Raw genomic sequence first — 22,351 nt, 5'->3', positions numbered from 1 at the left:
TAACGGTCGTCATTGCGAGGAGCCAACGGGTCCGCGCGAAGCGCGGCCCGATGACAGGCTCCGCGACGAAGCAATCCAGGGCTGCGCGTGACGCCCTGGATTGCTTCGCTTCGCTCGCAATGACGGAGGTCTGGCAGCTGGCGGAGTCAACTCAATCCGCATCCTCGAACAGCCGCTTGCTGAGGATCGCGTGGACGCCCCAATTGCCGTCGACCACCTGCGTGACGCCGAAATCCACCGCAGCCGACATCAGCGCCACCGCCTCGTCCTCGCTGAGCCCTTTGATGTGCATGAGGAAGCGGCGCATCTTGCGAAACGCGTCCTTCATCGCGAGGTCGAGCGAGGATTTCGCGTAGACCTCGCTCTGGCCCTGCGCACCGAACTCGGCCAGGTAGTTCGGGTGGCTGAAGCCGGTCAGCACCCAATCGGTTTCGGTTTCGATCAGGGGATAGCTGAGATCGGCAAAGGGTTTGCCCGCGAGCTGCGACTTCTTGTGGAGGATGACCTGGAACGTTCCGGTCATCGAGCATTCGATCGCGGTGCCGCCGAGTTCGCCGTCGCCCTGGGTCGCATGGGGATCGCCGACCGATAGCAGCGCGCCGGGCACCGCGATTGGCAGATACACCGTCGATCCCTTGCCGAGCCGCCAATTGTCGAGATTGCCGCCGAAATAGGACGGCGGAATCGAATCCACGAAGTCGACCTCGCGCGGCGCCACCGCGATGACGCCGAAATGTGGCCGCAAGGGAATGCGGATGTTGTCGAGCACGCCGTGGCGTCGCTTGATGCTGTCGGGCGCGACGGGCACGCCGGGATAGTCGTAGGTCGCATGCACCACGCCGGACGGATCGGTCTGCGGCTCCCAGCGATAGGAATACAGCGCGCGCGCATGCGGCTCGGCAGCGTCGGCGAAGATCTCGTAGATCGTGACCGCCTCGCGCGGAGCCGGTGCTGAGATCAGCTCGTTGTAGTGATAGCCCCACCATGCCGCGACGCTGGAGCCGAACACGCGGCCCTTGTGCTGGGGGCTCCGGCTCGACCGCGGCACGATGTCGAGGATGCGCACCTCCAGCACGTCGCCGGGCTGCGCATCCTTGATCGCCACCGGGCCGGTGCAGATGTGCACGCCAAAGCCCTCGCCGGCGCCGCGCCCGAACACGCTGGCGTCCATCGGCCCCGCGCCGCGGCGGTCGACGTTCTTCCTGGTCTTGCTCCAGCCGAACACGCTGAGCGCGCCGTCATCGCCTGCGATCATCAGCTCCGGATCATCGGAGGCATGCTGGGTCAGCGTCTCCACGGTGATCGTGTCGCCGGACGCGATCTCGATCTGGGGCGGCAGCGAGCGGCTGAAATAGCCCCAATGCACGCGCTCGGCTGATACAGCGAGATGATGATGCCGCTGTTGTGAATCCCTGTCGTTGGCCGGCGCGGGCAGGGCGGTGCTGCTCTTCAGGGAGGCCTGCGCCTGGCAGCCGCGCTGCTGCGCCAGCGCATCCTGCGGCCAGCCGCGCTGGCCGCGCGGCGCCACGGAGGTCACCGCCTGCTCGGCCTTCTGCTGCCGGAACTCGCGCGGCGACAGGCCGAAGCGGGCGCGGAAGCTGCGGCTGAAATGGGCCGAGTCGGCAAAGCCGTAGCGATAGGCGATCTCGGAGATCGAGCGATGCGCCTCGGCCGGATTGGAGAGATCGGCCCAGGCGCGCTGCAGCCGCCGTTCCTTGACGTAATGCGTGTAGTTGTCGCCGGCGCTCTCGAACAGCTTTTGCAGATAGCGCTCGGAGATGCCTTCCGCCTGGGCGACGCGCGTGGGCGTCAGCTCGGCGTCTTCGAGCCGGCGCTCGATCGCCTGGCAGATCCGGTGCAGGATCGCCGCCTGGGTCGCGCTGCTGCCGGCCTCGGAGGTCGGCACCGCCTGCTGATGCGCGAGCGTCAGCAGGAGATCGAGCAGGCTCTGCGCCACCGTGCTCCATTCGGCGTCACTCAGGGTATCGAGGGTCCGCGCGGTCGCCTCCATGGTGCGGCAGACCACGTCGGCGAGCCCGCTTGGCGCGATCACCTGGGGCTTGGCGAATTTCAGCCTGCCGCTGATGCGGCCGTGCAGGGCGGCCGATGTGACCGACAGCACGATCGCGCGCAGGTCGCGCTGGAAGGCAAGGCTCCAATCGCCGGTGCGCGGCAGCAGGATGAGATGGCCGGACGGGATGATGCGATGCGCGTCGCCGCAACGGAGCACGGCGCCATCCTCGATCGCGAGCAGCGCGATCGGCAGGTCCTCCTGGAGCTGCGGAACCGCAGCGATGGCCTGCGCGCCCGCCGACAGCCGCGACAGTGCAACGCCCGGCGCGCTGCGATTCGAGGCGGTCGCGTGCCCGTCATCGAACGGCGACTTCGCGGCAGGCTGCAGCCCGACCGAATTCAGCACATCGCGCCACGCCTCGGGGCGCTCGCCCTGCGCATAGGATTCGCTGGTGAACGGACGGAAACTCATGGCACGCCCCGGGTCGGGGAATGCGAAGCAACCCCCGTGCCAGATGAGCTTCACTGTGGGGCGTGTGCCGGTGGTGCTCAGTGCTCTTCTCTTGGTCTTTTGGAGATCGACGCTGTCGCCGCACGCGCAGTCCGTTCCCCTCCCCCTTGCGGGGAGGGGTCAGGGGTGGGGGTCCCCGGCGGCAGTCGTTCCTGGGCTACCCCCTCCCCAACCCTCCCCCACAAGGGGGGAGGGAGCGCACTGTTCGTGGAGCAAGAGCTTGCGTCACATCGTCATCAATCACACCGGAAGACGTTCTTCCGGATCGTGCCGTGCACGCCCCAATTCGCATCCACCACCTGCGTCACCCCGAAATCCGCGCCGACGGACATCAGCGAGATCGCCTCGTCCTCGCTGAGATGATGCACCGTCATCAGGAAGCGGCGGAGCTTGCGGAAGGCGTCGCGCATGGCGCGGTCGAGGCTGGAGTGGTTGGCGATCTCGGTCTGGGCGTTGGCGCCGAGCTCGGCGAGGTAGTTCGGATAGGTGAAGCCGTAGACCGACCATGCCTCACTGGTCTCCAGCAGCGGATGCGTCAGGCCTTCGAGCGAGGTGCCGCCGAGATCGTTCTTCTTGTGCAGGATGAACTCGAAATCGCCGGTCAGCGAGGTCTCGATCGCGGTGCCGCCGAGCTCGCTGTCGCCCTGCGCGGCATGGGGATCGCCGACCGAGAAATAGGCGCCGGGCACGGCGACCGGATAATACATCCGCGCGCCCTTGCCGATGCGCCAGTCGTCGATGTTGCCGCCGGTGTAGCTCGGCGGGATCGAGGAAACGTAGTCCGCCTCGGACGGCGCCAGCCCCATGGTGCCGAAATGCAGCCGCGCCGGCACCTTCACGTTCGGCAGGATGTTCTCGCGCTTCTTGATCGTCCTATGATCGACCGGCACGCCGGGATAGTCGATCGTCGGATGCACGATGCCGTCAGGATCGGTCTGCGGCGTCCAGACATAGTTGTAGACGGCCTTGGCGAACGGCTCGCCCGCGGTGTCCAACTCGAAGATGGTCACGACCTCGCGCGGCTTCGGCTCCTCGATCAGGTCGTGATAGTGAAAACCCCAATTGGCCGCGACGTTGGAGCCGAAGCATTTGCCGGCGTGGCAGCCGCATTGGCTCGGCCGCGGCCGGATGTCGAGGATGCGCACCTCCAGCACGTCGCCGGGCTCCGCGCCCTCGATCGCCACGGGGCCGGTGAGCAGGTGCACGCCGATGCCTTCGCCCGCGCCGCGAATGAACGGGCCCTCGGTCGGCCCGGAGCCGCGCCGCGCCACCGCCTTGTGCTCTTTCGTCCACTTGAACACGCTCTCGGCGCCGGGGTCGTCCTTGATCATGCGCTCGTAGTCGTCATTGGCGTGGTGGGTCAGCGTCTCGATCGTGGCGCGGTCGCCGGAGCGCAAGGTGAGCGCGGGCGTCACCACCTTGGAGAAATAGCCCCAATGGACGGTCTTGTTGGACACCGGCAGCAGATGGTGCTTCATGCGAGGGCCTCTTTGCTCAGAGATCGACAGTGTTGCGTCGTGAATTTGCAGACGGGCCTCATGGTTCGAGACGGCGCTGCGCGCCTCCTCACCATGAGGGTTTGGTATCGGGGTGGACGCCAGCGCGCCTCACCCACAGACCTCATCCTGAGGAGCCCGCCGCAGGCGGGCGTCTCGAAGGATGGCCGCGTGCTCGCTGGGAACAACAATCTCATGCGACCGCGTCCTTCGGCCGCTCGGCCTCCATCACCGAGAGGAAGCGCGCGGTCAGCGGATGGCGCGGATTGGTCAGCACCTCGTGCGCCGGTCCCTGTTCGAGGATGATTCCGCCATTGAGGAAGGCGACGCGGTCGGCGACCTCGTCGGCGAAGCGGATCTGGTGCGTCGAGATGATCATGGTCAGCCCGTCGTCGATGGCCAGGCGCCGGATCACCTCCAGAACCTCGTTGACCAGTTCGGGATCGAGCGCCGAGGTCGGCTCGTCCAAGAGCAGCACGCTCGGGTTCGGCGCCAGCGCACGCGCAATCGCGACGCGCTGCTGCTGACCTCCGGACAAATGCCTTGGCAGCGCATCGGCGCGATGCGAGAGACCCACGCGCTCCAGCAGCTCCAGGGCACGCCGCTCCGCCTCGAAACGGCCGAGACCGTGCACCCAGCGCAAGGGACCGGCGATGTTCTCCTTGGCGGTGAGATGCGCGAACAGATTGAACTGCTGGAACACCATGCCGACGCCGACATTGGCGCGCTCATTGGCGACCGCGCGTGGCGACAGCTTGCGGTCCTTGTCGTCGAAACCGAGCTTGCGGCCGCCGACACGGATCTCGCCGGCATCCCAGTTCTCCAGATGATTGATGCAGCGGAGCAGGGTGCTCTTGCCGGAGCCCGATGGACCGAGCAGCGCGATCACCTCGCCGATCCGGACGGTGAGATCGAGACCGTCGAGCACCTTGTTGCCGTGATAGGCCTTGCGCAGATCCTTGACTTCGACGGCGACGTTGTTGCGGGCGATCGTCGCGGCGCGCCGCGCACGGTCCTCGATCGAGAGGGCAAGCGGCGGCGTTTCCTTCAGTTCCGCGGGTTCGAGCGCAGCGGCCTCGACGGCGGGCGCTGTCTTGTCCGCAAGCTCCAGCTTGGTCGCGAGGTCAACGCGACGCCACGGCAGATAATCCGCAAGCTTGCGCTGCTTCGCCGTGCGATCGAGATCAAAAAGCCGTTCCAGCGCGAGCTGGATGACGCTGATCGCGCCCGTCAGGCCGAGATACAGCAGGCCGGAGGCGAAGAAGATCGAGAAGAAATCGAAGGTGGAGGAGGCGAGCTGCGTCGAGCGCAGCGTCAGCTCCTGTACGGCAATCACGGAAGCGAGCGAGGAGTTCTTCAGCGCGCTGACCGCCTCGTTGCCGAAGGCGGGGATCATGGTGCGGATCGCCTGCGGCGCGATGATCCGGCGCATCAGCACACCCGGCGTCATGCCGAGCGCCTGGCCCGCGAGCAACTGGCCGCGATCGACGCCGAGCACGCCGGAGCGCAGCATCTCGGCAATGAACGGCGCCTCGTTGCAGGCGAGCGCAAGGCCGGCCGCCAGCACCGCCGGCAGCTTGATGCCGATATGCGGCAGGGCATCGTAGGCGAACACCATCTGCAGGATCAGCGGCGTGCCGCGGAAGATCACCGTGTAGCCGCGCGCGATCACAGACAGTGGCCAGAACCGGCTGAGCTGCATCGCGGCGAGGACCAGGCCAAGGATCAGTCCGCCGACCAGGCCGAGCGCGGTGACCTGCAGAGTCAGCTCGATGCCCTGCAGCAGGTACGGCATGCTGAGATAGTGCAGGAAAAGGGACATGAGCGGTCGGCCTGCGAGGTGCGTAGATTCGTAGGGTGGGCAAAGGCGCGACGCGCCGTGCCCACCGCGGTGGTGCGGAAGAAAGACGGTGGGCACGCTTCGCTTTGCCCACCCTACGAGTCGCGTCGTGCGGCAGCGGCGGTCTTCACCTCTCCCCGCTTGCGGGGAGAGGTCGGATTGCATCGCTAGATGCAATCCGGGTGAGGGGGTACAGGTCTCACGAGGAACACTTCCCGTGCGGCTGCCCCTCACCCCAACCCTCTCCCCGTGAAGGACGGGGAGAGGGAGCGCACCGCCGCGTGTCGACGCAGTCTTGCTCTCAGGAGATGCCTATTAGTCCGCCGTCAGGATGTCCGGCTCCTTGAAGTTCGCCGGATCGAGCTGCCACTTCTTCAGCAGCTCCTGGTGGATGCCTTCCTTCTGCACCTCGATCAGGGCGGCCAGCACGGCGTCGCGGAACTTCGGCTTGTCCTTCGGCACGGCGATGCCGACCGAATAGGGGATGGTCACGGCGATCGCCTTCTCCAGCTTGTCCGGATAGGCCTTCACCGCCTGGTCGACGGTGTTGACGTCGTTGACATAGGTGTCGGCACGGCCCGCCAGGATCGCCTGGATGCAGTTGGCGTTGTTGTCGTAGAGCTGGATCGTCGGCTCAGGCTTGCCGGCTTCCTTGCATTTCGGCGCGAGATCCTGGATCAGCGGCACCTCGACATAGCCGGTGTTCTCGGCCGCGGCCGCGCCGCACATCGACATGTTGATGCCGTTGATGCCCTTCGGATTGCCCTTGGCGACCAGCACGCCGTCGAACACCTTGGAATAGGTGATGAAGTCGGCGGCCTTGGCGCGCTCCTTGGTGGCATAGATGTCGGAAATCACGATGTCGGCCTGGCCGCTCGCGAGCGTCGTCAGCAGAGCGGCGAAGGTCACCGCCTTGTAGGTCAGCTTGAAGCCGAGGCAGTCGCCGATGGCTTCGCCGAGATCGATGTCGAAGCCGACATATTTGCTCGGATCCTTCGGGTCGATCGACTCATAGCCCGGCGTATGCGGGTTGATGGCGTTGACCAGCGTCTTGCCCTTCCAGTCCGGATATTTCTCCTTCAGCGCTGCGCAGCCCGCCGGCGTCGCCGCCTGCGCGTCGATGGGGGCGAGAAGCCCGATCGCGATGATGGCGCCGAGCGCGGCAAGCCACGCGCGTCGCGCTCCAGTGAATAGCCTCGTCTGCATGTTGCCAGCTCCTTCGAACGATGATGTCGCGCTGGTCCGGCGGTGCATTGGTGCCGTCGCCCCGGTCCAAGCTCGGGACGAAGCTTAGGTGCGCGCCCGCGCGGATGACTTGTCCGGGGGCGCACAAAATCTTGCATCGCGCCGGTGCAAGGATTGGGCAGCCTTTGCCCAAAACCGCGCCGCTGCGATGGACCGCGGCGCCGGCCGGCAGGATAGTCGGTCAGCCGCCGAGTGCTGAAGATCGGAAATGGCTGGGCGCAATGAGCGCGCAGATGGAGTGCCGGGCCACTTGCGCGTCAGGATCGCGGCACCGTACGACGTCAGTCCATGCACATGTGCATTGCGATAAGCCGCCTCGCGGGCTTGGCGGGGGCGGAGCTGCCGACTACGATGCCGCCGCGCAACCTGCCCCTTTGTTTGTTGAGGTGTCTGCAATGCTGTTCCGTTTTACGGGACAACTGTCTTTTGGCCAATTCGCAGTGCGGACACTGATCGTCGTCGCTTACGCCATCATCTTCGCGCCGGTCGTCATGATCGTGATGACCAGCTTCTTCGCGCAGGAGATCGTCAGCTTCCCGCCGTCGGGGCTGTCGCTGAAATGGTACGCGAACGCGCTGAGCAAGCCGGAATTCTTGCGCGGCCTCGGCACCAGTTTCCAGGTGGCGCTGCTCGCGACCGCGATCGGCGTGCCGCTCGGCACCGCCGCTGCGCTCGCGATCGTGCGCGGCGAATTCCGCGGCCGGCAGGCGCTGTCATCGTTCCTGCTGGCGCCGCTCGCGGTGCCCGGCGTGGTCGCCGGTTCCGGGCTCTACATGTTCTACGTGCTGGCCGAGGATCTGCTCGACCGCGACATCAAGGCGACGACGGAGGGCCTCGTCGCGGCGCATACGCTGCTGGCCATTCCGTGGACCGTCCGGCTGGTCGTCGCCAGCCTGCAGGGGCTGGACCGTGCCGCCGAAGAGGCCGCCGCCAATCTCGGCGCCAGCCCGCTGACCGTGTTCCGCCGCATCACGCTGCCGATGATGCGCTCGGGGATCGTCGCCGCCGCGATGTTCTCCTTCATTCAGAGTTTTGAAAATCTCGATCTGTCGATGCTGCTGGTCGGCCCCGGACGGATCACGCTTCCTGTGGCCATGCTCAACTATCTCGAATTTCGCATCGATCCGACGCTCGCCGCCGTCGCCACCGTGCAGATCACGCTGGTCGGGCTGCTGATGGTGATCACCGACCGCTTCGTCAAACTGTCGCGGGTGGTGTGATGGCGCAGCTCATTCTGGAGAAGCTCACCAAGCGCTTCGGCACATCGATCGGCGTCGAGGGCCTCGATCTCTCGGTCAACCAGGGCGAACTGGTCGCGCTGCTCGGTCCGTCCGGCTGCGGCAAGACGACGACGTTGCGCATGGTCGCGGGCTTCCTGCCGCCGACCAGCGGCCGCGTGCTGTTCGACCGCGAGGACGTCACGCAGCTACCGGCCTACAAGCGCGCCACCGGCATGGTGTTCCAGTCCTACGCGCTGTTTCCGCATATGAGCGCGGCCGGCAATGTCGGCTTCGGCCTGGAGATGCGCGGCCTCAATGCGGCCGAGCGCAAGACGAAGATCGACGAGGCGCTGAAGCTGGTGCGGCTGTCGCATCTCGCCGACCGGCTGCCGCGGCAATTGTCCGGCGGACAGCAGCAGCGCGTGGCGCTGGCGCGCGCGCTGGTGATCAATCCGCGCATCTTCCTGCTCGACGAGCCCTTGTCGAACCTCGATGCCAAGCTGCGCGCCGAGGTGCGGCTGGAGATCCGCGCGCTGCAGCAGCGGCTCGGCCTGACCACGCTGATGGTGACGCATGACCGCGAGGAGGCGCTGACGATGGCCGACCGCCTCGTCGTCATGGAGGGCGGCCGCGTGCGCCAGATCGGCACGCCGCAAGAACTCTATGATTCGCCGGTCGATGCGTTCGTCGCCGACTTCGTCGGCCGCTGCAACATCCTGACTGGCCGCCGCGCGAATGAGAGCGAGTTCCGTACCAGCGGCGGCCTGCTGCTTCCGGTCGATGTCATCGCGGGCGAGCGCGACGATGCCGACGCCTTCGCTTTGCGCCCGGAGCGGATCGGCATCGCGCCCGGCGACTCCGGCGAGGTGCGCGGCCGCGTGCAGGCGATCACCTATATGGGCGCGCAGACCGAATATGTGGTGGCGCTCGGCGACGAGACGCTGGTGGCGGTGAGGCCGACGCCCGATGCCGGAGAGCCGTTGGCCGCGCTCAAGCCCAATGATGCCGTGTCGCTACAATGGGACCGCAAGGTCCCGCGTCTCGTGCCGCAAACATCCAAGTAGAAACGTTCATCCCAAGCGAGAGGTTCTCCCATGATTTCGCGACGTCATTTTCTCTCTGCCAGCGCCGGTGTCGCCGCGCTGGCCTCCGGCATGCCGACCGCCCGCGCCGAGGGCGGGCAGGTCGTGGTCGGCACCTGGGGCGGCGACTACGGCCAGCTGCTGTCCGATATCATCGACAAGCCGATCATGACGCCGAAGGGGTTCGAGATCGTGCAGGACGTCGCCAACGCCGATCCGCGCAAGACCAAGCTGCTCGCCGAGCGGCAGAGCCGGCGCGGCTCGATGGACGTCTCCTGCCTGTCCGACAATGACGCCTACATCGTCTCGCAGTCCGACGTGTTCGAGAAGATCGACGCGGCCCAGGTGAAGCGGCTCGACAAGGTCTTCCCGGAGCTCAAGAGCGAGATCGCGATCCCGCACATCTATTCGGCGCAGGTCATCCTCTACAACACCAACCAGGTGAAGACGCCGCCGCAATCCTTCGCGGATCTCTGGGATCCCAAATGGCGCGGCAAGATCGGCCTTGCCGACATCCTCTATCCGAACAACACGCTGGCCGCGGCGCTCGCCGGCGGCGGCGGCGTCAGCAATCTCGATCCGGCCGAGAAGAAGCTGATGGAATGGCGCTCGCTCGACGTGAAGATCTATCCGTCGAACGAGGCGCTGGCAGCTGCGCTGAAGTCGGAAGAGGTGTGGATCACCACGATGTGGCTCGCGCGCGGCTTCATGTGGAAGAAGTCCGGCATTCCGCTCGCCCATGTCGTGCCGAAGGAAGGCACGCCGGCGATCGTGTTCCAGGCCTCGGTGCCGAAGAACGCCAAGAACAAGGCCGGCGGTTTCGCCTATCTCGACGCGATGCTCGACGCCAAGGCGCAGGGCGGGTTCGCCGACAAGATGGGCTATGTCCCGACCGTCACCGACGCGCCGCTGCCGGAGGATCTCGCCAAGCAGGTCAGCCTCACCGAGGCCGAGCGCGCGCGGCTGTTGAAGCCGGACTATGCCTATGCCGCCGGACGCTCGCAGCGCACGCTCGACTTCTGGAACAAGGAGTTCAAGGCCTGAGCCTTGTCTCATCGCTCCTGCGGCCTCGGCCGCAGGAGCACGCGGCCGATCCGCCGCTCATCTGCAATCGGAGCTCGCGCGATGGCGCTGCTGATCGTCCCTGCCTGTCTCCTGGTCCTGGCGCTGCTGATCGGGCCGATGATCCTGATGTTCCGGATCTCGCTCAACCAGTTCAGCCCGACCCAGCTGATGGTGCAGGCGCTGTCGCCGGACAATTACATCAAGGCCGCGACCGACCCGTACTACCAGCAGATCATCCTGGCGACGCTCGGCATCTCCATGCTGTGCACCTTGCTCACGCTGATCCTGGCGTTTCCGGCCGCCTATTGGCTCGGCCGCATGGAAAGCCGCTGGAAGAGCCTGGTCGTGATCGCGACCTTGTTCCCGCTGCTGGTCGGCAATGTCGTGCGTTCCGCCGGCTGGATGGCGCTGTTCGCGCGTGACGGCCTCGTCAACGCGAGCCTGCTGAAGCTCGGCGTGATCTCGGCGCCGCTGGAAATCATGTTCACGACCAAGGCGGTCATCATCGGCATCATCGCGGTGGTGCTGCCCTACATGATCCTGACGCTGTCGGCCGTGATCGAGAGCATTCCGCGCGACCTGGAGTATGCCGCGGCCAATCTCGGCGCCTCCGGCGCGCGCGTGTTCTGGCGGGTGATCCTGCCGCTGTCCGGCCCGGGCGTCGCCGCCGGCTCGATCCTGGTGTTCGTTTTATGCATGAACACCTATGCAACGGCGGTGCTTCTCGGCGGCCCGCGATTCAAGATGATGGCGCCCGCGGTGTACGACCAGTTCGTGCGCGGCAACAATTGGCCGATGGGCGCCGCGCTCGCCTTCATGCTGCTCGCGGTGACCATGGCGTTCACCGTGTTCGGCAGCGTGGCATTCGCGCGGAAATATCGGACGGGGTAGGTACGAATTGAGTGGGGCGAAGACTTCGCCGCGGACGCGGTGCAACCTCGCCCCGCTTGCGGGGAGAGGTCGGATTGCATCGCCAGATGCAATCCGGGTGAGGGGGTACAGGTCTCACCGCATACACTCCCCGTGCGGCGGCCCCTCACCCCAACCCTCTCAGCGCGAGCGAAGCTCGTCGCGGCCCCGTGAAGGACGGGGAGAGGGAGCGTACCGTCTCCTTCGCTGGTAGTTCGGGATAACAAGGATAGAAACGGCATGACCGACCAAGCCACACTGCCGGGCGATGAGCTCGCCCTCATCCGGAACAAGGGCGCGGCGCCGATCGTGCCGAAGGCGACGACGCGGGATCGCGGCATCGGGCCGTTTAAGCGGCTGGCGCTGCGCAGCGCCACGGTCATCGACGGCACCGGCGCGCCGCCGATCGGGCCGGTGGACATCATCGTCGAGAATGGCCGCATCGTCAGCATCAAGAAGGTCGTGGGCTACGGCTATGCCGGCAACACCGGCGAGCCGGCCGATCACGAGATCGACTGCCGCGGCAAATGGGTGACGCCCGGCTTCGTCGACTGCCACGCCCATGCCGGCGTCGCCTATCACTCCGCCAATGGCTGGGTGCCACCGGTCGACTATGTCTACAAGCTCTGGCTGGCGCATGGCGTGACCACGGTGCGCGAGATGGGCTCGATGAACGGCCTGTCCTGGATGCTCGACCAGAAAGAGCGCGCCGAGAACAATACGATCGCCGCGCCGCGGCTGCTCGCCTATGCCTATTTCCCGGCCGTCAACGACATGGTCAAGACCATCTACACGCCGGAGCAGGGACGGGAGTGGCTGCGTCAGGTCAAGCTGCGCGGCGCCGACGGCATCAAGTTCTTCGGCGCGCCGCCCGCGATCATGGAAGCCGCGCTCGACGAGTGCAAGCAGATCGGCCTGCGCACCGGCTGCCACCACGCCCAGATGGCGGTGTCGCGCATGAATGCGCTGACGACCGCGAAATGGGGCCTGACCAGCGCCGAGCACTATTACGGCCTGCCGGAGGCGCTGTTCGAGGACCGCGTCATCCAGAACTTCCCGCTCGACTACAACTATACGGATGAATATTTCCGCTTCTCCGTCTCTGGCCAGATGTTCAGGCAGGGCGCCGAGCCGGGCTCGGCCAAGTGGAACGAGGTGCTGGAGCAGTTTCTGGAAATCGGCTTTACGTTCGTGCCGACCTTCACGATCTACGACGCCAACCGCGACCTGATGCGGGCGCGCCAGGCCTATTGGCACAAGGAGTATACCTGGAAGTCGATGTGGGACTACTTCACCCCGCAGCGGGGGGGCCACGGCTCGTACTGGTATCGCTGGTCGACCCAGAACGAGATCGAGTGGAAGGAGAACTACCGGCTCTGGATGGCCTTCATCAACGAGTACAAGAACCGCGGCGGCCGGGTCTGCACCGGTTCGGATTCCGGCTTCATCTACCAGATCTTCGGCTTCGGCTATGTCCGTGAGCTCGAGCTGCTGCAGGAGGCCGGCTTCCATCCGCTCGAGGTGCTCCGCTCGGCGACCTCGCAGGGGGCTGCGCTGTGCGGGCTGGAGAACGAGATCGGCACCGTCGACGTCGGGATGCGCGCCGACCTGCTGGTGCACGACCACAATCCGTTGACGGACTTCAAGCTGCTCTACGGTACCGGCGCGATGCGCTTCAACGACGCGACCAACGCCGTCGAATGGCATCGCGGCCTGAAATACACCATTAAGGACGGCATCATCTACGACGCCGAGGAGCTGCTGGCCGACGTGCGTGAGCTGGTGAAGGCCAGCTGGGAGAGCGACGTGCCGGAGAAATACGCCACCAAGGACGCCGCGGCGCCATGAGCGCCGCGACGATCGACTTCTTCGTCCTCACCGGCTTCCTCGGCTCGGGCAAGACGACGCTGCTGCGCGACGTGCTGAGTGCCGAGACGGCGTCCGACACGGCGATCATCGTCAACGAGGCCGGCGAGGTCGGGCTCGACGGCGTGCTCTTGCGCGAGAGCGGCGACGACGTGCCGATGGCGATGCTGTCGAACGGCTGCGTCTGCTGCCAGGTCGGCAGCGACCTCGCCTTCACCATCGACCGCCTGATCATGGCGCCGCGCCCAGACGGCCTGCCGCCGTTGCGTAGGATCATCCTGGAAACGTCCGGCCTGTCGATGCCCGGCCCGGTGCTGCGCCAGCTCGCGACCTTGGCCGAGCACCGCATGCGCGTCGCTGTCGTTGCGACCTACGATCTCACCCGCGGGCTTGCGGTTGCGACGTTCGAGGAAGCCGCGGCGCAATGGGCGGCGGCGCATCGTATCGTCGCGACCAAGGCCGATCTCGCGCTGGAGGCGCTTACTGGAGCGCCGGTTGCGATCGCGCAGGTCAATCCGGTGGCCGAGGCCATCGTCGATGCGAATCGTGTTGTCGCCGTCGCCGCCGCTTTTGCTCCGCTGTCATCGGCACCGCCGCTGCGCGAGATCGCGCCCGCTTTGGCAGCCGCGCATCCGCGCCTTGCGCTCTGCCTCGTCCGTCCGCTTACCGACATCGCGTATGCCGATCTCGCCAGCTGGCTCGACAATGTCGCCGGCCGCCTCGGCGAGCGCCTGCTGCGCATCAAGGGTCTGGTGAAGGTGCCCGAGGCGCCACGGCCGCTGCTGGTGGAGAGCGTCGGCACGGTGTTCTCGCCACCGCGGCAACTCACGGCCGACAATCCGCCGGCGTCCTTCATCGTCGTGATCGCGCGCGACATCGTTCGCGCGGAACTGGAGCAGGTCGAGCCGAAAGGGTTGTTCAGCTTCTCGTGGCGCGAGCCCGAGAGCAGAGACGCGCCGCGTGGCATTCGCGCGGAGTGGGTGACCTGAGCGCTGCTAACAACAGCGCCGTCCCAAGCCACCCGCCGTCATTCCGGGGCAATCGTGCACACGCTTGCGTGTGCGCGATTGAACCCGGAATCCCGAGGTTGGTGAAAACGAACGCAAGCCAATATCAGGATTCCGGGTTCAAGGCCTGCGGCCTTGCCCCGGAATGACGTTGCTAGGGGATGCAAAGCAACTAACTCCCGCCGATCGTGCTCAGGCTCCGCGACGGATAGCGCAGCGCGATGTCGAACGGGTTGAGCTTGCCGGCGAGCGCCTGCGCCTCGCTCTGCAGGATCTTCACGACATGCGGCAGCCGATCCGCATTCAGCCGCTCCGCCAACGTGCCGACACTGAGCGCCGCCACCGCGCGCCCCTGCGCATCGAGTACGGGCACGCCGACGCCGGCCATGCCGGGAATGAGGCCGGTGCTGGTGTTGACCCAGCCCTGCATGCGCGCCTGCGCCAGCGCGCTGCGCAGCGAGGCTTCGTCGAGGAAGCCGCGATCGAGCAGGCGGGGGATGTTGAAGCGGATCACCGCGTCCTGCTCGTCCTCGGGCAGATTGGCGAGGATGGCGAGGCTGCCCTGGCCGAGGCCGAGCGGCACCTTGCCGCCGATGTCGCCGGTGAAGGAGCGGATCGGAAACGGCCCCTCGACGCGATCGAGGCACACCGCATCGAAGCCGTTGCGCACCAGCAGGAAGATCGTGTCGCTCAAGGTCGCGGACAGCCGCAGCAGCGCCGGCCGCGCCGCCTCGCGCAAGCCGCTGGCCTGGCCGGCGCGCGCGGCGAGCACGTAGAAATCGAGCGCCAGCCGATAGCGCTTGCCGGCGGCCTGCTCGGCGAAGCCTTCGGCGGCGAGGTCCTGCAGCATACGATGCGCGGTCGGCTGGCTGCAGCCGGCGGCCTCGGCGATGTCCTTCAGCCGCAGCCCCTCGGGATCGCCCTCGGCGAGCACGCGCAGCAGTCTCAAAGCCCGTCGCAGGCTCGATGTGGTGTCTGTATCGGCGGTCGTCATCGGCCTTGGCAAAAAGTGGGAAGGAAGAAGCGGTTCAGGATTTCATATAGCAGAATTCAGACGAGATAAATTCAGGATGTCGGAATTCATGATTGACGATGAGCCGCCGTCCGACGTGAAATCCGCCCAGGGCGGCCACTCTCCCGGGCAATGGCAGGGAGCCTCCCGCGCGAGGATTCATGGGTTTCCTGACGCTCGACGGTCTGACGAAGCGCTACGGCGAGGCCGCTGCGGTCAGCGACGTCACTCTCCATGTCGCCAAGGGCGAGTTCATCTCGCTGCTCGGTCCCTCCGGCTGCGGCAAGACCACGACGCTGCAGATGATCGCCGGCCTGGTCGAGCCGAGCGCTGGCCGCATCACGCTCGACGGCCGCGACATCACGCATGAGAAGCCTGACCGCCGCGGCCTCGGCATCGTCTTCCAGAGCTACGCGCTGTTTCCGCACATGACGGTGGCGCAGAACGTGTCCTTCGGACTCGAGATGCGCAAGGTGCCGCGGGCCGAGCGCGACACGCGTGTTAGGCAGGCGCTGGCGCTGGTGCAACTCGCCGCGCTCGCTGACCGCCATCCCCGCCAGCTCTCCGGCGGCCAGCGCCAGCGCGTCGCGGTGGCGCGCGCGCTGGTGATCGATCCGCCGGTGCTGCTGCTCGACGAGCCCTTGTCCAATCTCGATGCCAAGCTGCGCGAGGAGATGCAGTTCGAACTGCGCGGCATCCAGCAGCGCGTCGGCACCACCACCATCATGGTGACACACGACCAGAGCGAGGCGCTGTCGATGAGCGACCGTGTCGTCGTGATGGAGCAGGGCCGCATCATGCAGGTCGATGCGCCATACCGGCTCTATGAGAGTCCGGCGACGCCGTTCATCTCCTCCTTCGTCGGCAAGATGAACCGGCTGCCCGGCGTCTGGCGACAACATGGGGTCGAGATCAATGGCCGCGTGCTGCCGTGCGACGGCGCCGGTCTCGCCGACGGCGCGGCCGCCGTGCTGGCGATCCGGCCGGAGAAGATCGCGCTGACTTCGCCCGGCGCCGGCGTGCTCGACGGCCGTGTCAAGGCGCGCTTCTTCCTCGGCAGCGCATGGTTCTTCAGCATCGAGACCGATGCCGGACTGATCGGCGTCTCCCTGCCCAATGCCGGCGAGGAGCCGGCGCGCGAGGGCGATCCGGTCGGGCTGGATTGGAGCAAGTCCAGCGCAAAGGCCGCCAAGCCCGAGGGAGCGCGGCCGGCATGAGCAGCGCGCGCGCCGGCACGACACCCTGGCTGCTCGCCGCGCCCGGCGCGCTGCTGTTTACGGCGCTCGTCGTCGTGCCGCTCGCGCTCACCTTCATCCTGTCGTTCCACGTCTACGACACGGCGACCGGCGTCAAGGATGAGACGACGCTGGCGCACTACGCGACGATCCTGACCGACAGCTACTTCCTCAACATTTTCTGGCGCACCTTGCGGCTCGCGGCGTTGACGACCCTGATCTGCGCCGTGATCGGCGCGCCCGAGGCCTACATCCTGTCGCGCATGCGCGAGCCCTGGCGCTCGATCTTCCTGCTCGCGATCATCGGCCCGCTCCTGGTGTCGGTCGTGGTACGCGCCTTCGGCTGGAGCATGCTGCTCGGCCCCACAGGCCTCGTCAACGAGGCGTTCCGCGCGCTCGGCCTCGGCACTGTCAAGATCCTCTACACCGAGACCGCGATCGTGATCGCGCTGGTGCATGTCATGCTGCCGTTCATGGTGATCCCGGTCTGGACCTCGCTGCAGAAGCTCGATCCGATGGTGGAAGCTGCTGCCTGGACGCTCGGCGCCTCGCGCTTCACCGCGCTGCGCCGCGTCGTGCTGCCGCAGGTCACCATGGGGTTGCTGTCCGGCAGCCTCGTCGTCTTCGGCCTCTCGGCCTCGGCCTTCGCGATCCCCGCGCTGCTCGGCGGCCGCCGGCTGAAGATGGCGGCGACCCTGGTTTATGACGAATACATGCACGAGCTGAACTGGCCGCTCGGCGCGGCCATCGCGATCCTGGTGCTGGTCATCAACCTCGTCATCATGCTCGCCTATCAGCGCGTGGTCGAAGCCCGCGCGCGACGGACGTTGGGGTGAGCAGCATGCACCGCAATGGTCCGATCGCCTTGCTGTTTCACACGCTCGTCGTCGGCTTCGTGCTGGCGCCGCTGGTCGTGATCTGTCTCGTCGCGTTCACGCCCGCGAACACGCTGACCCTGCCGACGACGCAATTTTCGTTGCGTTGGTTCACGGCCGTGTTCGCGCATCCGGACTTCGTCGCCTCGTTCCTCAACAGCCTGTGGGTCGCAGCGATTGCGGCGACGATCGCGGTGGTGCTCGCGGTGGCCGCGGGCCTCGCGCTCGACCGCTACGACTTCCGCGGCCGCGCCGCGCTGAACGCGCTGTTCCTGTCGCCGCTGATGATTCCGCACCTGGTGCTCGGCGTCGCGCTGCTGCGGCTGTTCGCACTGCTCGGCGCCACCGGCAGTTTGGTCTGGCTGACGGCGGGCCACATCGTCGTCATCACCCCTTACGTGCTGCGCCTCGTGCTGGCCGCGCTCTCCGGGCTCGACCGCAGCGCCGAGCAGGCGGCCGTGACGCTCGGCGCCTCCAGCTGGATCGTGTTCCGCCGCATCACCGTGCCGATGATCCTGCCCGGCATCACCGGCGGCTGGCTGCTCGCCTTCATCAACTCCTTCGACGAGCTCACGATGTCGATCTTCATCACCTCGCCGGCCACCATCACTCTGCCGGTCCGCATGTACATGTACGCGACCGAGTCGATCGATCCGATGATGGCGGCGGTGTCGGCGCTGATGATCGCGGTGACGGCGGCGGCGATGCTGCTGCTCGACCGCATCTTCGGCCTCGACAAGATTCTCGTGGGCCAAGGCTGACACCATGCCGCTGCTACATCGCCTCGTCCGGACCGATAGCCCGGTGATCTTCTTCACCATCGACGGCGTGCCCTGCGAGGGCCGCGCCGGCGACACCGTGCTGACCGCCGTGCTCTGCCACGGCGAGCGGTTGCGCCACAGCGAGTTCTCCGGTGCGCCGCGCGCCGGCTTCTGCCAGATGGGCGCCTGCCAGGATTGCTGGGTGCAGCTCGAGAGCGGCGAGCGTCTGCGCGCCTGCACGACTCCGCTCACCGAGGGCATGCACATCGTCACGCAGCGGGGGCGCCGCCATGGCTGAGCGCGCACCGCCCTTGATCCTCGGCGCCGGCCCGGCCGGCATCCGCGCTGCGATCTCGCTCGCCGCCGCCGGTCTGCGGCCGATCGTGATCGACGAGGGCCACGCCTGCGGCGGCCAGATCTATCGCCAGCCGCTGACGCCTGACGGCCGCGATGACCGCGCGCGCTACGGCTCGGAAGCCGCGAAGGCAGCGCGGCTCCGTCGCGACTTTGCGGCGCTCGGCGACGCTGTCGACTACCGGCCGAACACGCTGTTGTGGAATCTGCGCGATGGCGCCGCCGACATTCTGCGCGTTGGCGCCAATGATCGCGTGAGCTATGACGGCCTGATCCTCGCCACCGGCGCGACCGACCGCGTGCTGCCGATTCCCGGCTGGACCTTGCCCGGCGTGTTCACGCTCGGCGGCGCGCAGATCGCGCTGAAGGCGCAGGGCTGCGCGATCGGCCGGCGCGTGGTGTTCGCCGGCTCCGGCCCACTGCTCTATCTCGTCGCCTGGCAATACATGAAGGCCGGCGTCGACGTCGCGGCCGTGCTCGACGCCGCGCCATTCTCGGCGAAGTTCAATCTGCTGCGGGCGCTGCCACTGGCGCCGGATCTCGTGCTGCGCGGCATGCGCATGGCGGCGGAGCTGGCGCTGCGCGGCACGCGCGTGCAACTCGGCGTCTCCGATCTTCGCATCGAAGGCGAGCGCCGGGTTGCACGCATCCTCTATCGGTCCGGCGGACGTGAGCACGCGATCACCTGCGACGGCGTCGGCTATGGCCTGAACCTGCGCTCCGAGACGCAAGCCGCCGATCTCGCCGGCTGTGCCTTCCGCTTCGAGTCCCGCGACCGTGCGCATCTGCCAGTGCGCGATGCCAGCGGCCGCAGCAGCGTCGCGGGCGTCTATCTCGCCGGTGATGGCGCGCGCATCGCCGGCGCGGACGCGGCTGAGGCAGCGGGCGAGCGCGCCGCGCTGGCGCTGCTGGAAGACCGCGGCCTGCCGCATGATGCCGCGCGGGCCGCAACGCTCGAACGGACGCTTGCGACAATCGATCGCCTGCGCGACGCGCTCGAAGCCGCGTTTCCGTTTCCTGCGCATTGGGCCGCCGACATCGCCGACGACACGCTGCTATGTCGCTGCGAGGAGATCAGCGCCGGCGAGGCGCGGCGCGCGATCGATGACTTCGCCCTCACCGAGATGAACCGCCTGAAGGCGGTGACGCGCATCGGCATGGGCCGCTGCCAGGGCCGCATGTGCGGCGCCGCTGCAGCTGAGCTGCTGGCCGCTCAGGCGAACTGCGACATCGGCGCGGTCGGCCGTTTGCGCGCGCAGGCGCCGATCAAACCGATCCCCTTGGCCGTCACTTTGTCGACGAACGAGACGCAGCATGACCCGGCGCATTAACTGCGATGTCGCGATCATCGGCGGCGGGCTGGTCGGCAGCTCTGCCGCGCTGGCGCTGCGCGGCATGGGTTTCTCCGTCACCTTGCTCGACAAGGGGTTTTGCGGCGCGCAGGCGAGCGGCGTCAACTACGGCGGCGTGCGCCGGCAGGGCCGGCCGCCCGAGCAGCTGCCGCTGTCGCAGCGCTCGCACGCGGTCTGGCCGCGGCTGAAACAATTGATCGGCATCGACGGCGAATTCCTGCGCTCCGGTCATCTCAAGCTGGCGCGGACGCCCGAGGACATGGCGAGCCTGGAGCGCTACGCCGCCGAGGTCGCGCCGTTCGGACTCGATCTCGAACTGGTCGGCCACAATCAGCTCAGCGAGCGTTTCGGCATCGCCGGCGGCGTGATCGGCGGTTCGTTCTGTCCAGGCGACGGCCATGCCAATCCGCGGTTGGTGTCGACAGCGTTTGCCGTCGCGGCGCGCAGGGCTGGCGCCGAAGTGCTGGAAAACACGCGGGTCACTGGCGCGACACGCACGGGGGGCGGCTTCGCGGTCGAAGCTGAGGGGGGGGCCATCACAGCGCGCACGCTGATCAACAGCGCCGGCGCCTGGGCTGATGGTTTCGCGCGCGGCTTCAATGAGCCGGTGCCGCTGGAGCGCACCTATCCGTCGATGATCGTGACCGAGCCGCTCGATCCGTTCCTGTCGGTCAATATCGGCATCGAGGGCGGCGGCATCTATGCGCGGCAGGTCGCGCGCGGCAATGTCGTCGTCGGCGGCGAACGCGCTATGCCGCTCGCAGATCCCGACTATTCGCGCCCGCGCAGCGACGGCGCGCTCACGATCATGCAGCGCGCCAGCGAGCTGTTCGGCCCGTTGCGGCATGCGCAGGCGATCCGGTTCTGGAGCGGTACCGAGGCGACGATGCCCGACCGCAATCCGGTGATCGGTCCGAGCGCGACGACGCCGGGCCTCATCCACGCCTTCGGCTTCTCCGGCGCCGGCTTCCAGATCGCGCCGGGAGTCGGCGAAGTCCTCGCCGAGCTGGTGCGCGACGGCGAGACCACGACGCCGATCGCGCCGTTTTCGATCACCCGTTTTTCACCCGCATCGCAGCCGGGCGATGCTCGCTCGCCAACGACGACAGGATAAGGAGACTTCGCCATGATCCATGCTCGCGCCGCGCTCGGCTCAGCCCTTGCACTCATACTGGCCACGGCTTTCGCTCACGCCGAGACCAAGACGCTCTATGTCGGCATGAACGGCGGCAATTTCGAGCGGACCTACACGCAGGCGGTGTTTCCGGACTTCGAGAAGGCCAACGACGTCAAGATCGTCGTCGTGCCCGGCACGTCCTCGGAGATCCTGGCCAAGGCGATTGCGGCGAAGGACAAGCCGCAGATGCATGTGATGTTTCTCGACGACGGCGTGATGATCCGCGCCGCCGGCCTCGGCCTGTGCGAGAAGCTGAAGCCGAGCGAGGCGCTGAACCAGCTCGAGCCGTTCGCGCGGCTCAAGGACGACATCGCCGCCGGCATCGACATCGGCATGACGGGCTTGGCCTACAACAAGAAGCTGTTCGACGAGAAGGGCTGGGCGGCGCCGACCTCCTGGCTCGATCTCGCTGATCCCAGGTTCAAGGACAAGGTCGTGTTCCAGTCGGCCTCGGTCTCGACCTTCGGTCTGCACGCCTTCCTGATGTTCAACCGCATCAAGGGCGGCAGCGAGGCCAATGTCGAGCCCGGCTTCAAGGCGTTTCCGGACACGATCGGCAAGAACGTGCTGGAGTACATCCCGAACTCGGCCAAGATCTCCGAGATGGCGCAGACCGGCGAGGCCGCGATCTTCCCGCTGACGCCGACCGCGGTGTCGACCTTGAAGGAGAAGGGCATTGCGGTGGAGTATGCCCAGCCGAAGGAAGGGTCGGTGGTGCTGATGGTCGCGCAATGCGTGATCGCCAACAATTCGGACGCCGAACTGGCGCAGAAGCTCGCCGCCTATCTGCTGTCGCCGGAAGCCCAGGCCAAGGCGCTGGCGGCCGGCAACATCGTGCCGTCCAACACCATGGCCAAGGCTACGACGCCCGCCGCCGAGCAGAAGCTCGCCACCTTCCACACCTACATGAAGACCGCCATCACGCTCGACTGGGACGTCATCAACGCCAAGCGCCCCGAGTGGAACACGCGCTGGAACAGGATGATCGAGCGGTAGGCTTTCCGACCGTCTCGTTGCCCGCGCAGGCGCGATTGCGAAGCCATCCAGCGCTCTCGTAAGGCCCCTGGATCGCTTCGCTGCGCTCGCGATGACGGCGAGGAGCGCTAGCTGTGCCTCAGGGCACCGCTGTCATACCCCGCGAAAGCGGGGTATCCAGTACTCCGTGGCCCATCGATGCCATCACAGCCGTCTCGGCGTACTGGATCGCGCGGTCGAGCCGGGCGATGACAGCTGATTTGTGGCGCAGACCGCGCCCCGAGCGTCATTGCGAGGAGCGGAGCGACGAAGCAATCCAGGGCTACACGGCGAAGCGCCGCTTTCGAGCAGCGCTT

General features: G+C 66.9%; 18 protein-coding genes. 13 read left to right on the top strand and 5 right to left on the bottom strand.

Going from position 1 to position 22,351, the window contains the following annotated elements:
* Nucleotides 1-151 precede the first annotated feature (151 nt).
* The 4 genes from ACQR1L_RS01245 to ACQR1L_RS01230 all read right to left on the bottom strand — a co-directional run bounded on the left by ACQR1L_RS01245 (nt 152) and on the right by ACQR1L_RS01230 (nt 7,066).
* Nucleotides 152-2,485, bottom strand: a complete 2,334-nt coding sequence (locus ACQR1L_RS01245; protein WP_434856112.1) for an acetamidase/formamidase family protein — start codon at nt 2,483-2,485, stop codon at nt 152-154.
* 275 nt (nt 2,486-2,760) lie between these two features.
* Nucleotides 2,761-4,002 carry an acetamidase/formamidase family protein gene (locus ACQR1L_RS01240; protein ID WP_434856111.1) on the bottom strand — a complete coding sequence of 414 codons (1,242 nt, stop codon included), beginning with the start codon at nt 4,000-4,002 and terminating at the stop codon, nt 2,761-2,763.
* A 211-nt stretch (nt 4,003-4,213) separates the two neighbouring features.
* Entirely contained in the window at nt 4,214-5,842 is a 1,629-nt protein-coding gene (locus ACQR1L_RS01235) for an amino acid ABC transporter permease/ATP-binding protein (protein ID WP_434856110.1), read from the bottom strand.
* A gap of 333 nt (nt 5,843-6,175) precedes the next feature.
* Nucleotides 6,176-7,066, bottom strand: coding sequence for an ABC transporter substrate-binding protein (locus ACQR1L_RS01230; protein ID WP_434856109.1), 891 nt, complete (start codon nt 7,064-7,066; stop codon nt 6,176-6,178).
* A 434-nt stretch (nt 7,067-7,500) separates the two neighbouring features.
* Between ACQR1L_RS01230 and ACQR1L_RS01225 the strand changes: the two genes are divergently transcribed.
* The 6 genes from ACQR1L_RS01225 (at nt 7,501) to ACQR1L_RS01200 (ending at nt 14,236) form a co-directional block, all read left to right on the top strand.
* Nucleotides 7,501-8,325, top strand: a complete 825-nt coding sequence (locus ACQR1L_RS01225; protein ID WP_434856108.1) for an ABC transporter permease — start codon at nt 7,501-7,503, stop codon at nt 8,323-8,325.
* The gene (locus tag ACQR1L_RS01220) at nt 8,325-9,389 is read left to right on the top strand and encodes an ABC transporter ATP-binding protein (protein WP_434856107.1); all 1,065 of its coding nucleotides are present in this window, start codon (nt 8,325-8,327) and stop codon (nt 9,387-9,389) included. Before ACQR1L_RS01225 ends, ACQR1L_RS01220 begins: the two co-directional genes overlap by 1 nt.
* Before the next feature lie 30 nt (nt 9,390-9,419).
* Complete coding sequence (locus ACQR1L_RS01215; RefSeq protein WP_434856106.1) at nt 9,420-10,451, top strand: ABC transporter substrate-binding protein; 1,032 nt, start codon at nt 9,420-9,422, stop codon at nt 10,449-10,451.
* An 81-nt stretch (nt 10,452-10,532) separates the two neighbouring features.
* The gene (locus ACQR1L_RS01210; RefSeq protein WP_434856105.1) at nt 10,533-11,363 is read left to right on the top strand and encodes an ABC transporter permease; all 831 of its coding nucleotides are present in this window, start codon (nt 10,533-10,535) and stop codon (nt 11,361-11,363) included.
* Nucleotides 11,364-11,621: 258 nt separating this feature from the next.
* A complete protein-coding gene (locus ACQR1L_RS01205) occupies nt 11,622-13,229 on the top strand; it encodes an amidohydrolase family protein (protein WP_434856104.1) in 1,608 nt (535 codons plus the stop codon).
* On the top strand, nt 13,226-14,236 hold the full coding sequence (locus ACQR1L_RS01200; protein ID WP_434856103.1) for a CobW family GTP-binding protein: 1,011 nt from the start codon (nt 13,226-13,228) through the stop codon (nt 14,234-14,236). The genes ACQR1L_RS01205 and ACQR1L_RS01200 overlap by 4 nt, the downstream gene beginning before the upstream one ends.
* A gap of 190 nt (nt 14,237-14,426) precedes the next feature.
* Here the strand turns inward: ACQR1L_RS01200 and ACQR1L_RS01195 are convergent, their stop codons facing one another.
* The gene (locus ACQR1L_RS01195) at nt 14,427-15,248 is read right to left on the bottom strand and encodes an IclR family transcriptional regulator (protein WP_434856102.1); all 822 of its coding nucleotides are present in this window, start codon (nt 15,246-15,248) and stop codon (nt 14,427-14,429) included.
* A gap of 179 nt (nt 15,249-15,427) precedes the next feature.
* Between ACQR1L_RS01195 and ACQR1L_RS01190 the strand changes: the two genes are divergently transcribed.
* From ACQR1L_RS01190 to ACQR1L_RS01160, 7 genes are read left to right on the top strand one after another with little or no spacing between them, the layout of a single operon-like run.
* Nucleotides 15,428-16,483: an ABC transporter ATP-binding protein gene (locus ACQR1L_RS01190; RefSeq protein ID WP_434856101.1), complete on the top strand. Its 1,056-nt coding sequence runs from the start codon at nt 15,428-15,430 to the stop codon at nt 16,481-16,483.
* On the top strand, nt 16,480-17,337 hold the full coding sequence (locus ACQR1L_RS01185) for an ABC transporter permease (protein ID WP_434856100.1): 858 nt from the start codon (nt 16,480-16,482) through the stop codon (nt 17,335-17,337). Before ACQR1L_RS01190 ends, ACQR1L_RS01185 begins: the two co-directional genes overlap by 4 nt.
* A 5-nt stretch (nt 17,338-17,342) precedes the next feature.
* A complete protein-coding gene (locus ACQR1L_RS01180) occupies nt 17,343-18,137 on the top strand; it encodes an ABC transporter permease (protein ID WP_434856099.1) in 795 nt (264 codons plus the stop codon).
* Nucleotides 18,138-18,141: 4 nt separating this feature from the next.
* Complete coding sequence (locus ACQR1L_RS01175) at nt 18,142-18,435, top strand: (2Fe-2S)-binding protein (protein WP_434856098.1); 294 nt, start codon at nt 18,142-18,144, stop codon at nt 18,433-18,435.
* Nucleotides 18,428-19,822 carry an FAD-dependent oxidoreductase gene (locus ACQR1L_RS01170; protein WP_434856097.1) on the top strand — a complete coding sequence of 465 codons (1,395 nt, stop codon included), beginning with the start codon at nt 18,428-18,430 and terminating at the stop codon, nt 19,820-19,822. Before ACQR1L_RS01175 ends, ACQR1L_RS01170 begins: the two co-directional genes overlap by 8 nt.
* On the top strand, nt 19,806-20,957 hold the full coding sequence (locus ACQR1L_RS01165; RefSeq protein WP_434856096.1) for an NAD(P)/FAD-dependent oxidoreductase: 1,152 nt from the start codon (nt 19,806-19,808) through the stop codon (nt 20,955-20,957). Before ACQR1L_RS01170 ends, ACQR1L_RS01165 begins: the two co-directional genes overlap by 17 nt.
* Nucleotides 20,958-20,969: 12 nt before the next feature.
* Entirely contained in the window at nt 20,970-22,016 is a 1,047-nt protein-coding gene (locus ACQR1L_RS01160) for a polyamine ABC transporter substrate-binding protein (protein WP_434856095.1), read from the top strand.
* Nucleotides 22,017-22,351: the final 335 nt, after the last annotated feature.

The organism is Bradyrhizobium sp. HKCCYLR20261 (assembly GCF_051168435.1).
GTDB lineage: Bacteria > Pseudomonadota > Alphaproteobacteria > Rhizobiales > Xanthobacteraceae > Bradyrhizobium.
This window is presented reverse-complemented; position numbering and strand designations above follow the sequence as displayed.

What these genes read in the sequence shown, in the direction of transcription:
- ACQR1L_RS01245 (WP_434856112.1), bottom strand. Translation starts at nt 2,485, where the DNA reads ATGAGTTTCCGTCCGTTCACCAGCGAATCCTATGCGCAGGGCGAGCGC.
- ACQR1L_RS01240 (WP_434856111.1), bottom strand. Translation starts at nt 4,002, where the DNA reads ATGAAGCACCATCTGCTGCCGGTGTCCAACAAGACCGTCCATTGGGGC.
- ACQR1L_RS01235 (WP_434856110.1), bottom strand. Translation starts at nt 5,842, where the DNA reads ATGTCCCTTTTCCTGCACTATCTCAGCATGCCGTACCTGCTGCAGGGC.
- ACQR1L_RS01230 (WP_434856109.1), bottom strand. Translation starts at nt 7,066, where the DNA reads ATGCAGACGAGGCTATTCACTGGAGCGCGACGCGCGTGGCTTGCCGCG.
- ACQR1L_RS01225 (WP_434856108.1), top strand. Translation starts at nt 7,501, where the DNA reads ATGCTGTTCCGTTTTACGGGACAACTGTCTTTTGGCCAATTCGCAGTG.
- ACQR1L_RS01220 (WP_434856107.1), top strand. Translation starts at nt 8,325, where the DNA reads ATGGCGCAGCTCATTCTGGAGAAGCTCACCAAGCGCTTCGGCACATCG.
- ACQR1L_RS01215 (WP_434856106.1), top strand. Translation starts at nt 9,420, where the DNA reads ATGATTTCGCGACGTCATTTTCTCTCTGCCAGCGCCGGTGTCGCCGCG.
- ACQR1L_RS01210 (WP_434856105.1), top strand. Translation starts at nt 10,533, where the DNA reads ATGGCGCTGCTGATCGTCCCTGCCTGTCTCCTGGTCCTGGCGCTGCTG.
- ACQR1L_RS01205 (WP_434856104.1), top strand. Translation starts at nt 11,622, where the DNA reads ATGACCGACCAAGCCACACTGCCGGGCGATGAGCTCGCCCTCATCCGG.
- ACQR1L_RS01200 (WP_434856103.1), top strand. Translation starts at nt 13,226, where the DNA reads ATGAGCGCCGCGACGATCGACTTCTTCGTCCTCACCGGCTTCCTCGGC.
- ACQR1L_RS01195 (WP_434856102.1), bottom strand. Translation starts at nt 15,248, where the DNA reads ATGACGACCGCCGATACAGACACCACATCGAGCCTGCGACGGGCTTTG.
- ACQR1L_RS01190 (WP_434856101.1), top strand. Translation starts at nt 15,428, where the DNA reads ATGGGTTTCCTGACGCTCGACGGTCTGACGAAGCGCTACGGCGAGGCC.
- ACQR1L_RS01185 (WP_434856100.1), top strand. Translation starts at nt 16,480, where the DNA reads ATGAGCAGCGCGCGCGCCGGCACGACACCCTGGCTGCTCGCCGCGCCC.
- ACQR1L_RS01180 (WP_434856099.1), top strand. Translation starts at nt 17,343, where the DNA reads ATGCACCGCAATGGTCCGATCGCCTTGCTGTTTCACACGCTCGTCGTC.
- ACQR1L_RS01175 (WP_434856098.1), top strand. Translation starts at nt 18,142, where the DNA reads ATGCCGCTGCTACATCGCCTCGTCCGGACCGATAGCCCGGTGATCTTC.
- ACQR1L_RS01170 (WP_434856097.1), top strand. Translation starts at nt 18,428, where the DNA reads ATGGCTGAGCGCGCACCGCCCTTGATCCTCGGCGCCGGCCCGGCCGGC.
- ACQR1L_RS01165 (WP_434856096.1), top strand. Translation starts at nt 19,806, where the DNA reads ATGACCCGGCGCATTAACTGCGATGTCGCGATCATCGGCGGCGGGCTG.
- ACQR1L_RS01160 (WP_434856095.1), top strand. Translation starts at nt 20,970, where the DNA reads ATGATCCATGCTCGCGCCGCGCTCGGCTCAGCCCTTGCACTCATACTG.